Origin of the sequence: Heyndrickxia sp. MSNUG (assembly GCF_049532715.1) — a bacterium.
GTDB lineage: Bacteria > Bacillota > Bacilli > Bacillales > Cytobacillaceae > Mesobacillus.
The window spans coordinates 3,668,258-3,680,637 of sequence record NZ_CP150978.1 but is presented as its reverse complement, the minus strand read 5'-3'; the positions used below and the strand labels follow the sequence as shown (position 1 = coordinate 3,680,637).

The 12,380-nt window shown below is 41.0% G+C and carries 12 protein-coding genes; 10 read left to right on the top strand and 2 right to left on the bottom strand.

The window, feature by feature from the left end:
- Window positions 1–139: 139 nt before the first annotated feature.
- Entirely contained in the window at window positions 140–913 is a 774-nt protein-coding gene (locus tag AABM38_RS18515) for a phosphotransferase (protein ID WP_423407708.1), read from the top strand.
- 8 nt (window positions 914–921) lie between these two features.
- Here AABM38_RS18515 and AABM38_RS18510 read toward each other — a convergent pair whose 3' ends face one another.
- Window positions 922–1,200, bottom strand: coding sequence for a YtzH-like family protein (locus AABM38_RS18510; protein ID WP_335376502.1), 279 nt, complete (start codon window positions 1,198–1,200; stop codon window positions 922–924).
- 205 nt (window positions 1,201–1,405) lie between these two features.
- Between AABM38_RS18510 and trmB the strand changes: the two genes are divergently transcribed.
- Together trmB and AABM38_RS18500 are read left to right on the top strand one after the other, a co-directional pair.
- Complete coding sequence (gene trmB / locus AABM38_RS18505) at window positions 1,406–2,050, top strand: tRNA (guanosine(46)-N7)-methyltransferase TrmB (protein WP_423407707.1); 645 nt, start codon at window positions 1,406–1,408, stop codon at window positions 2,048–2,050.
- A 348-nt stretch (window positions 2,051–2,398) separates the two neighbouring features.
- Complete coding sequence (locus tag AABM38_RS18500; protein WP_423407706.1) at window positions 2,399–3,238, top strand: YtnP family quorum-quenching lactonase; 840 nt, start codon at window positions 2,399–2,401, stop codon at window positions 3,236–3,238.
- Between the two features lie 17 nt (window positions 3,239–3,255).
- Here AABM38_RS18500 and AABM38_RS18495 read toward each other — a convergent pair whose 3' ends face one another.
- The gene (locus tag AABM38_RS18495; RefSeq protein ID WP_423407705.1) at window positions 3,256–3,570 is read right to left on the bottom strand and encodes a hypothetical protein; all 315 of its coding nucleotides are present in this window, start codon (window positions 3,568–3,570) and stop codon (window positions 3,256–3,258) included.
- Window positions 3,571–3,883: 313 nt separating this feature from the next.
- Between AABM38_RS18495 and AABM38_RS18490 the strand changes: the two genes are divergently transcribed.
- The 7 genes from AABM38_RS18490 to AABM38_RS18460 all read left to right on the top strand — a co-directional run bounded on the left by AABM38_RS18490 (window position 3,884) and on the right by AABM38_RS18460 (window position 12,363).
- Window positions 3,884–4,957: a M42 family metallopeptidase gene (locus AABM38_RS18490; protein ID WP_423407704.1), complete on the top strand. Its 1,074-nt coding sequence runs from the start codon at window positions 3,884–3,886 to the stop codon at window positions 4,955–4,957.
- A 143-nt stretch (window positions 4,958–5,100) separates the two neighbouring features.
- Window positions 5,101–5,628, top strand: coding sequence for a DUF84 family protein (locus tag AABM38_RS18485; RefSeq protein WP_423407703.1), 528 nt, complete (start codon window positions 5,101–5,103; stop codon window positions 5,626–5,628).
- Between the two features lie 483 nt (window positions 5,629–6,111).
- The gene (locus AABM38_RS18480) at window positions 6,112–6,615 is read left to right on the top strand and encodes a hypothetical protein (protein ID WP_423407702.1); all 504 of its coding nucleotides are present in this window, start codon (window positions 6,112–6,114) and stop codon (window positions 6,613–6,615) included.
- Window positions 6,616–6,742: 127 nt separating this feature from the next.
- On the top strand, window positions 6,743–7,057 hold the full coding sequence (locus AABM38_RS18475; RefSeq protein ID WP_335376495.1) for a thioredoxin family protein: 315 nt from the start codon (window positions 6,743–6,745) through the stop codon (window positions 7,055–7,057).
- Window positions 7,058–7,140: 83 nt separating this feature from the next.
- Window positions 7,141–7,935 (top strand): DUF1444 domain-containing protein, encoded by a 795-nt coding sequence (locus AABM38_RS18470; protein WP_423407701.1) that lies wholly within the window; start codon window positions 7,141–7,143, stop codon window positions 7,933–7,935.
- A gap of 207 nt (window positions 7,936–8,142) precedes the next feature.
- A complete protein-coding gene (locus AABM38_RS18465; RefSeq protein ID WP_423407700.1) occupies window positions 8,143–11,175 on the top strand; it encodes a DNA translocase FtsK in 3,033 nt (1,010 codons plus the stop codon).
- Window positions 11,176–11,262: 87 nt separating this feature from the next.
- Window positions 11,263–12,363 (top strand): nicotinate phosphoribosyltransferase, encoded by a 1,101-nt coding sequence (locus AABM38_RS18460; RefSeq protein ID WP_423407699.1) that lies wholly within the window; start codon window positions 11,263–11,265, stop codon window positions 12,361–12,363.
- Window positions 12,364–12,380 lie beyond the last annotated feature (17 nt).

Here is a 12,380-nt window from a genome sequence, read left to right as displayed (position 1 = left end):
CAACGCTTGTCGGGGCTGACCAAGGCGCTTGCGCTTTTCTAATTTCCGATAATAAGAACAACAGTGAATTTATATTTTCTAGATACATTTCCGGTTTTTTAGCATAAGGGAAATAGTGATAAATTGAAGGTGACTAACTTTGGAACATTTATTTGGACAGGATTGGGAAATCGTTCCTGCTGGCGGCGCAACAGGTGCTGCTTATTTTGCACAGCATGAAGAACAAAGGCTGTTTTTAAAACGTAATTCGTCCCCTTTTCTTGCTGTACTCTCCGCAGAAGGAATCGTACCCAAGCTTGTTTGGACTAAAAGGTTAGAAAACGGAGATGTAATAACAGCACAGCAATGGATGAATGGAAGAGAGTTGAAGCCCGGTGATATGAATGATGACCGGGTGGCAAAGCTTTTAAAGAAGATCCATGCCTCTGAACCTTTGCTAGGCATGCTTACCAGGCTAGGCAAAAGTCCTTTGCAGCCTGAGATGATCCTGCATGCATTAAACGAGGAATTGGATGAAGAACTTAGGGCAAAGCCTGCAGTGAAAGATTCGATGAAGTTTCTTACAGAAAACGTGGGAAATGTCGACTTTCATGAAAAGGTGGTTTGCCATTGTGATGTTAATCATAACAACTGGCTGCTTACTGAAGACAACCAGTTGTATTTAATCGATTGGGATGGCGCGATGATTGCTGATCCTGCCATTGACCTTGGCCTTCTCCTATATTCATACATACCCAAAGAGTCATGGGAAGAATGGCTCGAGATGTATGGCATCAGCTTGACAGAAAATCTCAAGCAAAGGATGAAGTGGTATGCACTTGCGCAATCGCTTTCGTCCATTCAATGGCACAAAAACCAGAATCGCATTCCTGAAATGGATAAATGGATTGAATTTTTAAAAGCACTTTTTTAATTCTTTTTTTATGAAAACTGACCAATATCATCTACCCATTGGGATAATTGATTTTGGTTGGTTTGGATATGCTGCTCCAAATCCGAGGCGTTAACCCCGTTTTGGCTGTAGTGATAAACATCCTGTAAAATTGATTTTATATTGCCGTCAACATTTGTGTTGACCATCAAAGACTTAATGAGACGTTCCAACTGCTGATACTCCGCAACCGATCCGCAGCAGTCAGTCTGCTGGTTGCTTAATATATCCTTTAATAAATTTACCTGGTCATGGTGGCTTAATGGCACACTGATCACCCTTTCATTTTTAAAAGGAATTCACCATTATAGTGTGGATTCCTTTTTGCGTTTATACATCTAGCACGACCTTTTCGTCTGGAAACAATCGTTTGATAATCCGCCAAATACCATGTTCAAAGAAAATTTTACCTTGAAAACATATGGGTTGCATGATATCGTTTGAAACGAATGAAAATAGTACAGAGGTGTAAGTATGAGATTAAGACATAAGCCGTGGGCAAAAGATAAATTGCAGGAATACTCAAATTACGTCATCCAGGATCCGGAAGCTTTCCGTGGGAACTGGGGAGCAGCATTTGAAAAAAGCCAGCCGCTCCATATTGAAATTGGAACCGGAAAGGGTCAGTTCATCACGGGAATGGCAAAAGCAAATCCTGACATTAACTATATTGGTATCGAACTGCAGGAAAGCGTCATAGTTAGTGCACTTGACCGTTTAATCGATTCAGATCTCCCAAACTGTAAGCTGATGAATGTAAACGGTGCTGAACTAGCTAAGTACTTTAAAAGCGGTGATATACACCGCGTCTATTTAAATTTCTCTGATCCATGGCCTAAAACTCGTCATGAAAAGAGAAGGTTGACTTTTAAGTCCTTCCTTGAAGTGTACGAAGCCATCCTTGTTAAAAATGGAGAAATTCACTTCAAAACTGATAACCAGGGTTTATTTGAATACTCACTGGTCAGCTTTTCGCACTATGGCATGTTGCTTAAGTATGTAAGCCTTGACCTTCATAACAGCGAATACGAAGGCAATATCATGACTGAATACGAAGAGAAGTTTTCTTCCCGAGGCAGCAGGATTTATCGCTGCGAGGTTCAATTTATAGCTGAATAAAGAATGCGAAAAACCGGTCGAAGTTCATCGATCGGTTTTTTGTGTTTTGTCAATGCCGAAGCACTATTGCTAAGGGGCAATTGGAAAAAAGTGCAGATAATTTCCAGTTCGCCAAAAAAGTTGTGAACATGGCCAATAAAATTTTAAACAGCACCAATATAATTAGAATATCGCCAAAATACTTGTGAACTTCGCCAAAATTTCGATATTAGAAGCTTCTTTTGTAACAGGGTTAGACCAAAATAATGTGAATTTGTATTAGAGCAGCCCGAATTGAGAGTATGAGTAAGAGTATTTATTTAAAAATTTAGAATTGGGGTGTTACAATCAATAAAAAGGGGGATGCATATGGAAAAGCTTAAGCTTCGGAATGTTAAACTCGAATGGCTGAACGGAGGAGTTACTCATCTTGATGGTGGCGCAATGTTTGGGGTTGTCCCAAAAGCGTTATGGTCCCGCAAATATGATGTGAATGAAAAAAACCAGATTGAACTGCGTACTGATCCGATTTTGATCCAGGCTGAGGGAAAGAACTTTCTTGTTGAAAGCGGTATGGGGAATGGAAAATTGAATGAGAAACAAAAACGCAATTTTGGAGTTCTTGGGGAATCAAGCTTGGATTCAGAGCTGAACCAATTGGGTTTATCGACTGAAGATATTCATTACGTATTGATGACTCACATGCATTTTGATCATGCCTGCGGGTTGACGAAGGTAATAAATGGGGAGCTTGTATCTGTTTTTCCCAATGCTAAAATCATCACTTCGAAAATTGAATGGGATGAGATGCGCAACCCGAATATCCGTTCAAAAAGTACATATTGGAAAGAAAATTGGCAGGGGATCGAACAGCAAGTTGAGACGTTTGAGAAAGAGTGGTCTTTTGGACCAATCAAAATGATTCACACTGGCGGTCACAGTGATGGACATGCCATTTTAATCATTGAGGACGAAGGAATGACTGTGGTTCACATGGCGGACATCATGCCGACCCATGCTCATCAGAACCCTCTTTGGGTAATGGCTTATGATGATTATCCGATGGATTCTATTTCTGCTAAACAAAAGTGGCTGGAATACGGCATCAGCAAAGATGCCTGGTTTACTTTTTACCATGATGCAGTTTACCGTGCGGTTAAATTTGATAATGAAGGCGAAATAACAGAAACAATCGAACGAAAAAAATAGACCTGCATCTGCAGGTCTTAATTTAAAGGATAAGTATCGAGAATGGCTCCTGTAGAAGCGTCAGCGATAAATTCATACTGCTCTACCTGGCCATCCACATTTCGGGAGATTCCACCTTTGTAAACTTGATATTCAAGAGGCGGCTTTGTGTACAATTCTGCGTTCATATTGATCCAAGAGCCGCTGATTGGACCTGATTTTTTAAAAACTGATTTTGCATGCTGCAGCACTTTGTCTGCTGAAACAGTTTCCTTCTGGGAAGCAAGTTCCTTTACAGCATAAGCACCTGCCAGACCAGCACCGACACCAATGAAAAAGATTTTCCAGTTCATAGTCAAGTACCCCCAAGGTTATATATGGATTTAAAGATACCTACATCATAACAAATCAGCATGATCGAGCAAAGAAATAATACACATTACTACATAATGAATGGAATTATTAGAATTATGCTGTGATAAAGGAGAATGTTGATTTTTAGCACATGTTGATTGGAGTAAAAATCAAAAGCCATTTTAACAACGCATAGAAAAAATCGGAATGACTTGATAAAGACTGGCAAGCATAAACAATAATCTGTAAAATACATTGTATAAATACATAATCTTTAGGTAATCTAAATTTTTGGTGAAAAGGAGCAATGAGATGAACGAGCAAACATTAAGTCTTTTTAAAACATTGACTGAATTACCTGGTGCACCGGGGAACGAGCATGCAGTGCGCAGTTTTATGCGTGAACAATTAGGACAGTATTCAGATGAATTGATACAGGATAAATTAGGCAGTGTATTCGGAGTGAAAAAAGGAGACCCGAACGGTCCGAAAATCATGGTAGCAGGCCATATGGATGAGGTAGGCTTCATGGTTACCTCTATTACGAAAAATGGGATGATCCGTTTCCAGACACTTGGAGGATGGTGGAGTCAGGTTCTGCTAGCACAGCGTGTCCAGATCATCACAAAAAATGGGCCGATTACTGGAGTGATCGGTTCTATCCCTCCTCACCTTTTGGATGAGTCAAAACGCAACAAGCCTATGGAAATCAAGAACATGCTGATTGATATCGGTGCAGATGACAAAGAGGATGCAATCAAAATCGGCATTAAGCCCGGCCAGCAAATTGTTCCTATTTGCCCATTCACTCCGATGGCAAATGAGAAAAAGATTTTGGCTAAAGCCTGGGATAATCGTTATGGCTGCGGCCTGGCAATCGAATTATTAAAAGAGACAAAGGACATCCAGCTTCCAAATATGCTTTATTCTGGTGCGACAGTTCAGGAGGAAGTAGGTCTTAGAGGCGCACAAACTGCAGCCAATATGATTGACCCAGATCTTTTCTTTGCGCTTGATGCGAGTCCGGCAAATGATATGTCAGGTGATAAAAATGAATTCGGCCAGCTTGGTAAAGGAACTTTGTTAAGAATTCTCGACCGCTCAATGGTGACGCACCGCGGCATGAGAGAGTTTATTCTTGATATGGCTGAAACCCACAATATCCCATACCAGTACTTTGTTTCACAGGGTGGCACAGACGCAGGAAGAGTCCATACATCAAACGAAGGAATTCCAAGTGCGGTAATTGGGATCTGTTCACGTTACATCCATACAGCTGCTTCAATGATCCATGTTGATGACTATGCTGCAGCAAAGGAATTGCTTGTCAAGCTAGTGAAAGCATGCGATAAGACAACTGTGGAAACTATTAAAAACAATAGCTAAGGCAAGTGTCAAAGCGCCCTTAAAAGGGTTAGTAGGACTAGACGCTGGGGCAAGTGACGTTGTTCAAACGTTGTTTGATGAAAAAATAAGTAAGAGGCAGCTGAAAAACTGCCTCTTTTTCTTGAGTTTGGAAGGAGATAAAAATGAAAATAGCAATCGGTTCAAAGAATCCAGCTAAAATCACTGCAGTTGAGGAAGCCTTTAAAGATCATCATTTTGATATCATGGCAGTTGACGCAGCATCAGGTGTGAGTGAGCAGCCAATGTCTGACGAAGAAACGATTAAAGGTGCGATTAACAGGGCGATTGAGGCGGCAGAAAAAGCAGGAGCCCCAATCGGCATAGGACTTGAAGGTGGAGTCCATCAGACCCCGCATGGACTGTTGCTTTGCAATTGGGGAGCACTGGCCGCTAAAGGGAGGAAGCCAATTATTGCTGGCGGAGCAAGGCTACTCCTTCCTGAAGAAGTTGCCGAGAAGGTATTAGCAGGTAAAGAGCTAGGTCCTGTAATGGAAGAATATGCGAATAAACAGAATGTCCGTAAAAATGAAGGAGCAGTGGGCATTTTTACAAATGGCCAGGTAAATCGAAGCGAAATGTTTCTCCATGTCATGAAACTGCTCGCAGGACAATACGAATACCAAACAGGGCGAGATGAAAAGACAGTCTAATGGACTGTCTTTCAACTGTAGACAAACTCGGAAAAACAGGTCCACGACATCTTTTTTATTCAGTTGTGCAGTGATGTTGAAAAATCTCTTATGGCCATTCGAGTAAAAAATCATCTAACAAGTGGTCGTTATAATGGCTCTCATGACCATTCAGGCTAAAAATCATTTACCGAATAGTCGTTATAATTTGTTCCATGCTTCGCTTTCCGCGTTGTGAGCGGTGAGTCTCCTCATCGCGGCCTCTTGCTGGCTAAATGCCCCTTATGGTAGATCATTTCAACCTAGGTCTCACCTGCCCCCGCTCTTTCTCAATTTTCGTAATAGGAAATATATGATAACTATTTGCTTTTCAAAAGATCTTTCGACAAATTTCTGAAAAATGTTATATTTTCCAACAATTTTTACTGTACAAGTCTTGTAAGTTAATTACCAAGAAAGGTATGATAGAAAAGAAGTGTTAGTCCTTACAGGGAGGAAAAAAGTATGATAAAGTTCATAAAGCTATTTGGGCTTGTTATTATAGGAGTATTTCTCCTTGGAGCTTGCTCTGCCTCGTTTTCTGATGACAAGATAGCGGCGGATGAAGCGGTGGGCAGTGTTTTTGAGAGCACACCGGAGAAAACAAATAATAGTAATAAAGATATAGAGTATCATATGCCATTTGGCATTGAAGTAGCAGATGAATCACCTAACAATATACTTCTTAAAAACGGGTCAAGGACTTATATTTTATTTTATAATCAGCATGAAAAAGAAGATAGCAAGGTCGTCTACGAATCAACCATGAAGCAGCAAAAAAAATGGGACGTAAATGAAACATACAATAAAGGCGGCAAATTTGGTTATATGCTGGTAAAAAAACTCAAAGATAATCAATATCAGTTGATTGTTGGCATAGGCGGGGTAAAGCTGACTACCGAAACGGACAATATTAAAAAAAATGCTGAAGCTATGATGAAAATCGCTAATTCAGTGAAAATGAAGTGAACGCTGTCAAATTGACAGCGTTCCTTTTTTAGATAATATCCATGAGTCAAATCGGATTAGTTTCTTTTTTGGTTGTGCATGTTTAAAATATATGAAGTAGATTAGATTTTTACCAGGAGGTAGCGCCATGAAAAATTTAGAGTCAATGGAACAATTCGAAGACTTGAAAAACAATGGTAAACATATATTTTTATTTACTGCAGACTGGTGCCCGGATTGCCGTGTGATTGAGCCTGTACTGCCTGAAATAGAAAGCAAGTATCAGGAATATGAATTCATATCAGTTGATCGCGATGATTTCATCGACCTTTGCATCCAGCAGGATGTTTTCGGTATTCCAAGCTTTATTGCTTATGATAATGGCAAAGAGCTTGGCCGTTTTGTAAGTAAAAACAGAAAAACACAGCAGGAAATCGAAAACTTTATTGATGGCCTGGCTTAATCTTTTCCCTCCATCCTTTGAGGTGGAGGGAAATTTCATGTAAAATGAGTGGCATAATCTCCTGAAGAAATGGAGGGGTATTCATGGATAGCAGAAAAATGCGTAAAGAACTCGAGGAGCGTCTGAAGCATCCGGATCGCTCTTTTACCTATGACCGTGAGAAAGACCAGCTGAGAATAGAAAATATTCATACAGGAAAAGGAATCACTGTATCGCTGCCAGGCATCATTGCCAAATGGCAGGATCAGAAGGAAAAGGCGATTGATGAAGTTGTCTATTACGTATCTGAAGGACTTAATGCAATGGAAAATAAAGTGGAGCTTTCAGGGAAGGAAAAAAATATCTACCCTGTAATGCGATCGACTTCTTTTCCAGCAGAGGCTGAGGAGGGCGTACCTTTCCTGTATGATGAGCACACTGCAGAAACAAGGATTTATTATGCACTTGATCTTGGTAATACATATAGGCTGATTGATTCAAAGCTTCAGCAAAAAGAAGGTTGGACGGCCAAACAGGTCCGTGAAACAGCTTTGTTCAATGTCCGTTCACTATCAGTGCAGTTTAAGGAAGACCGAGTTGCTGATAATACTTTTTATTTCCTCAATACCAATGATGGTTATGATGCTAGCAGGATATTGAATACAAGCTTCTTGAATGAGATGAAAAAACAGATGAAGGGGACAATGGCGGTAGCTGTTCCCCATCAGGATGTTTTGATTATCGCAGATGTTGAAAACAATACAGGTTATGATATTTTGGCCCAGATGACAATGAGCTTTTTTGCGAGTGGAAGAGTGCCGATTACTGCTTTAAGCTTTCTTTATGAAAACGGTGAACTAGAACCAATCTTCATTCTCGGAAAAACGAAAAAAGAATAACCGGCGTATTTAGTTCAAAAGCCCGATAAAAACGGGCTTTTTTCCTTTATGTTCATGGCTTGTCATTATTTGGGTGAATTCATATGCCGAAAGTTTATTTTCCTCTGTTTTATTCTCGTAAAAAATACTCATTCTTTCAATTTATCTCGAAAAAAACGAATTAACTGTTAAAATAGTAATGAAAAGTGAAAGAAAGAGTGATTTAAATTGAGTTGGATAAAAAAGATTTTCACGATGTTCCAGAATGATGATGATGATAATCTTGTAGATATTGAACATGTGCAATCTGTTCAAAAGCCTTTGCACACAGAGCGAAACGGAAAGAAAGATGTAGAAGCGAGAGTATTATATCAATATCCAAAAGGGCAGTTCCGCTTCCCTTTGATTCCTGATGAGCATAGTGGAACTGTAAAAGTGAATAAAAAACATGTAACTTCAGAAAACGTTGAGCCAGTTGCTGAAATTAAGCCGCTTTTCAAGGAGAAAGGCCCCTTGAAAGTAAAGGAGAAAGGTGAACCTTTAAAAGCAGCTTCTGCAAAGCCGCGCAAGGAAACTGTTAAGGAAAAGCCACAAAGCTTCAAGCGGGATACTGTGAAGGAAACAGCTTCGAAGTTTCGCTACGAACCAAGAAAGGAAAGCTCAGCAAAATTCAGGCAGCCTTTTAAACCAACGGAAATTCCTTCGCCGATTTATGCCTATAACAGGCCGCCTATTAAGCCAAAGCAAGAAAATAAAAAGGGTCTTGATGAAGTCGAATATGAACTTCGCGGTTTCGAACATAATCAAGTAACTTCAGGCGGAGACGCTGGCATCAGTGAAGAATATGTCAGCTCTATGGCTGAAGTAAACCGTACCGAAGGATTTTTAGAAAACCCTTCACAGAATGAAACAGTTAGTGCAGATGAGTCAGAGAAGCAGGATATTTACATAATGGAAGATCCTGCAGAAGCACCTGATGAAAAAAATTATCAACAGGCTGCAGATACTGAGACAGAAACAGAAACAGAAATAGAAACTGTGACTAGTGCTGAACAATCTCAATTAGAAGAAGAAGCGTTGAATAAGATATTTGAGGTTGGTCTTTCTCAGAAAGTTCCTGTGATAACAGAAGAATTAGCTGTAAATCAGCAAGAGTTTGATGAAGAAAATAATAGCGCTCTAGTTAAGGAAGAAGCTGTTAAGCAAACTGTAGAACAGACAGCCGCAGAAATAACTAATTATCCTGACCAAAGGGTTGAACAACCAGAACCACCAGAACAACGAGAACAACAAGAACAACAAGGACAACCTGAACAACCTGAACAACCAAGGACTAGACAGCTTCCATTCAATGTTATCATGCTTAAGCAGGATAGGAAGAAATGGGAAGAGCGTAAATCATCAAAGTATCCTTCTTTTATGGCAGAGAGATCGAAAATTAGTGCCACATCCGAACCGGACCAGCAAGCTAACGGAACGATCGCAAAAGATTATAACGAGGAAAAAAACGGCCAGACAACAGCAAATTCAGAAATATTGACTTTGGAACAGACAGCTCCTTCAGAAGCAAATAGACAACCTATAGTAATTGAACAGGAACCTCTTCTCCAGCCGGATAGGCAGCAGGCAATATCTGAAAAGTCTGTTTCCCAGGAAGGTATATTGGATGAATTTGAACAGACGGCTCCTAAGCAGGAATTCGTCAATCAACCAGCACCAATACAGCAAGAAGCTGTAATATTAAATAGTCAGGCTGATCCAGTAAAGACTGCTCCATCAGTACCAGTTACGAATGAAGTTGCTGCTGCAGTCCAAACCGAAGCAGAAGCACCTGGTGACTATGAATTCCCGCCGCTTGATCTATTGAGCCCGCCGGTTTTCAAGGAGCCTGATCCCGAGTGGCTGGCAGAGCAGGAGCATATGCTGAATGAAACGTTGAGGAATTTCAATGTAGGAGCAAGAGTGGTCAATATGACACAGGGGCCATCTGTTACTCGATTTGAGGTACAGCCTGAACCAGGTGTCAAGGTGAATAAAATTACAAATCTTTCAGATGACATTAAGTTAAGCCTTGCTGCGAAGGATATCAGGATTGAAGCCCCTATCCCAGGAAAGCATACGATTGGAATAGAGGTTCCGAATCATTCAAGCAGACCTGTATTGTTAAGTGAAATTTTACAGGGCGGCTCATTCCTTGAACATGAATCGCCATTGGCGGTCGCCCTTGGATTAGACATTGCTGGAAATCCGATTATCACTGACTTGAAAAAAATGCCTCATGGCCTGATTGCCGGTGCGACTGGATCAGGGAAGAGTGTTTGTATCAATACCATGCTTGTAAGTTTACTTTACAAGGCACATCCTGATGATGTGAAACTGCTGCTGATAGATCCGAAAATGGTGGAACTGGCTCCATACAATAATATTCCGCATCTTGTCAGCCCCGTCATTACAGATGTGAAGGCGGCTACTGCTTCACTTAAGTGGGCTGTAGAAGAGATGGAGCGGAGATACGAGCTTTTCGCGCATACAGGCGTACGTGATATCAACCGTTTCAACGAGCTTGCCATCAAGCACCGCAGGTTCTCTGAAAAGCTTCCATTTATCGTAATTGTCATTGATGAGTTGGCTGATTTGATGATGATGGCTCCCGCTGATGTAGAAGAAGCAATCTGCAGGATTGCCCAAAAGGCGCGTGCTTGCGGAATCCATTTGATTATTGCAACTCAGCGTCCATCCGTAGATGTCATTACAGGATTGATTAAAGCTAATGTACCTACAAGGATTGCTTTCTCAGTATCTTCTCAAATCGATTCAAGGACGATTATTGATATCAGCGGAGCTGAAAAGCTGCTTGGCCGTGGGGACATGCTGTTCCTTGAAAACGGATCTTCAAAACCGTTCCGCTTGCAGGGAACTTATGTGACAGACAATGAAATTGATGATATAGTGGCATTTGCAAGAGAGCAGCGTGCTCCACAATTTTTGTTTGAACAAGAGGAGCTGCTGAAAAAAGCACAGGTTATAGAAGAAGAAGATGGACTTTTCTATGAAGCCTGCGAATTTGTCGTTGAACAGGGCGGGGCATCTACTTCAAGTGTTCAGCGCCGTTTTAAAATAGGCTATAACCGGGCAGCCAGATTAATTGAAATGATGGAACATCAGGGGTTCATATCTGAAGGCAGGGGAAGCAAGCCACGGGATGTGTTGATTTCCGCCGCTGACCTGGAGTCGCTTCAGGATACTAGTACATTCAATTAATTAATGGTATTCTTTATTAGCATATCCTTATACTAAGGATAGATGCCCAGAGCCCTATTGAGGGTTGATGTTGAAGGAGCTTTTCGAATGAAGGAAATAGAATTGAAAATGCAGGGGAAAATCAGCCGCCTGACAAATCATACATTCAAGTTTGATGAAAGAATCAGGGATGGCTGGTTTTCGGCTGTGTATTTTCTTAAGACAAGAGAGCTTGTAAAGAAATATCACGAAGATAACATTATTACGATGCAGTTTTTCCAAAAGGATGAGGCAGTTCTTTGCGGGACGGATGAAGTGATTGCGCTTGTAAAAACATTTGCTGACAATCCGGAAGAATTGGAGATTTATTCTTTAAAGGATGGAGATAAAATCGCCCCATTCGAAACCGTCCTGACAATCACAGGGCCATACCAGAATTTCGGATATCTGGAAGGTATCATCGATGGAATTCTTGCAAGAAGGACATCTGTTTCGACGAATGTATACAACGTCGTCAAAGCAGCAAGTTATTCTGGCAAGCAAAAGCCAGTCATTTTCATGGGAGACAGAGATGACCATTATACGACCCAGGCTGGAGATGGATATGCTGCCTATATAGGCGGTGCTACAGCCCAGGCAACTCATGCCATGAATGAATGGTGGGGCAAACAAGGGATGGGAACGATGCCGCATGCGTTAATCCAGCTCTTTAATGGAGATATCGTAGCTGCTACCCATGCTTACCATGAAACCTTTCCCAATGATGATTTGATTGCCCTTGTAGATTATAATAATGATGCGATTACAGATTCATTGAAAGTTGCAAGGGAGTTCAGGGAAATGCTTAAGGGAGTTCGCGTAGATACTTCGCGGACGATGATTGACCAGTACTTTCTCCGCAACCAGCATCTTCTCGGAACATTTGACCCTCGCGGTGTGAATGCTGAATTAATCTTCGCTTTAAGAAAAGCGTTGGATGATGAAGGATTTTCCCATGTTAAAATTGTCGTTAGCGGCGGATTCAGCGAAAAGAGAATCCTTGATTTTGAAAAGCATGATGTACCAGTCGATATGTATGGTGTTGGCGGCAGCTTATTAAAACTGAAGATTGGCTTTACTGGTGACAATGTCATGCTGGACGGCAAACATCAGGCGAAATCCGGAAGAAAGTTCAGGCCAAATCCGCGTCTGGAAAAAGTGGATTTCTAAAATATAAATTCCCAGCC

Coding starts and splice junctions, on each gene's coding strand:
- trmB (WP_423407707.1), top strand. CDS start 1,406: ATGAGATTAAGACATAAGCCGTGGGCAAAAGATAAATTGCAGGAATAC.
- AABM38_RS18485 (WP_423407703.1), top strand. CDS start 5,101: ATGAAAATAGCAATCGGTTCAAAGAATCCAGCTAAAATCACTGCAGTT.
- AABM38_RS18470 (WP_423407701.1), top strand. CDS start 7,141: ATGGATAGCAGAAAAATGCGTAAAGAACTCGAGGAGCGTCTGAAGCAT.
- AABM38_RS18495 (WP_423407705.1), bottom strand. CDS start 3,570: ATGAACTGGAAAATCTTTTTCATTGGTGTCGGTGCTGGTCTGGCAGGT.
- AABM38_RS18500 (WP_423407706.1), top strand. CDS start 2,399: ATGGAAAAGCTTAAGCTTCGGAATGTTAAACTCGAATGGCTGAACGGA.
- AABM38_RS18490 (WP_423407704.1), top strand. CDS start 3,884: ATGAACGAGCAAACATTAAGTCTTTTTAAAACATTGACTGAATTACCT.
- AABM38_RS18480 (WP_423407702.1), top strand. CDS start 6,112: ATGATAAAGTTCATAAAGCTATTTGGGCTTGTTATTATAGGAGTATTT.
- AABM38_RS18460 (WP_423407699.1), top strand. CDS start 11,263: ATGAAGGAAATAGAATTGAAAATGCAGGGGAAAATCAGCCGCCTGACA.
- AABM38_RS18475 (WP_335376495.1), top strand. CDS start 6,743: ATGAAAAATTTAGAGTCAATGGAACAATTCGAAGACTTGAAAAACAAT.